The 318-nt window shown below is 42.5% G+C and carries 1 protein-coding gene; it reads left to right on the forward strand.

What is annotated here, in order from left to right:
• Nucleotides 1–318, forward strand: a 318-nt coding sequence (locus CD111_RS12695) for an MSCRAMM family adhesin SdrC (protein ID WP_240610508.1), incomplete at both ends; no start/stop codon positions are given.

The following is a 318-nucleotide window of genomic DNA, read 5'->3' on the forward strand; positions in this document are numbered from 1 at the left end:
GAACCACTTAATGATGTTGATTCACTTTCAGATCCTGATGTGCTCGTTGATAACGATGTGCTTTCGGATTCTGATGTACTCGCCGATAATGATGTGCTTTCGCTCTCGGAGCTACTCAATGATGTTGATTCACTTTCAGAACCTGATGTACTCGTCGATAACGACGTGCTTTCACTCTCTGAGCCACTTAGTGATGTTGATTCACTTTCAGAACCTGATGTACTCGTTGATAACGACGTGCTTTCGCTCTCTGAACCACTTAATGACTCTGATGTGCTTTCACTTGTAGATTCTGATGTACTCGTTGATAACGATGTA

The sequence above is a fragment of the Mammaliicoccus stepanovicii genome, assembly GCF_002902525.1.
Classification (GTDB): domain Bacteria; phylum Bacillota; class Bacilli; order Staphylococcales; family Staphylococcaceae; genus Mammaliicoccus; species Mammaliicoccus stepanovicii.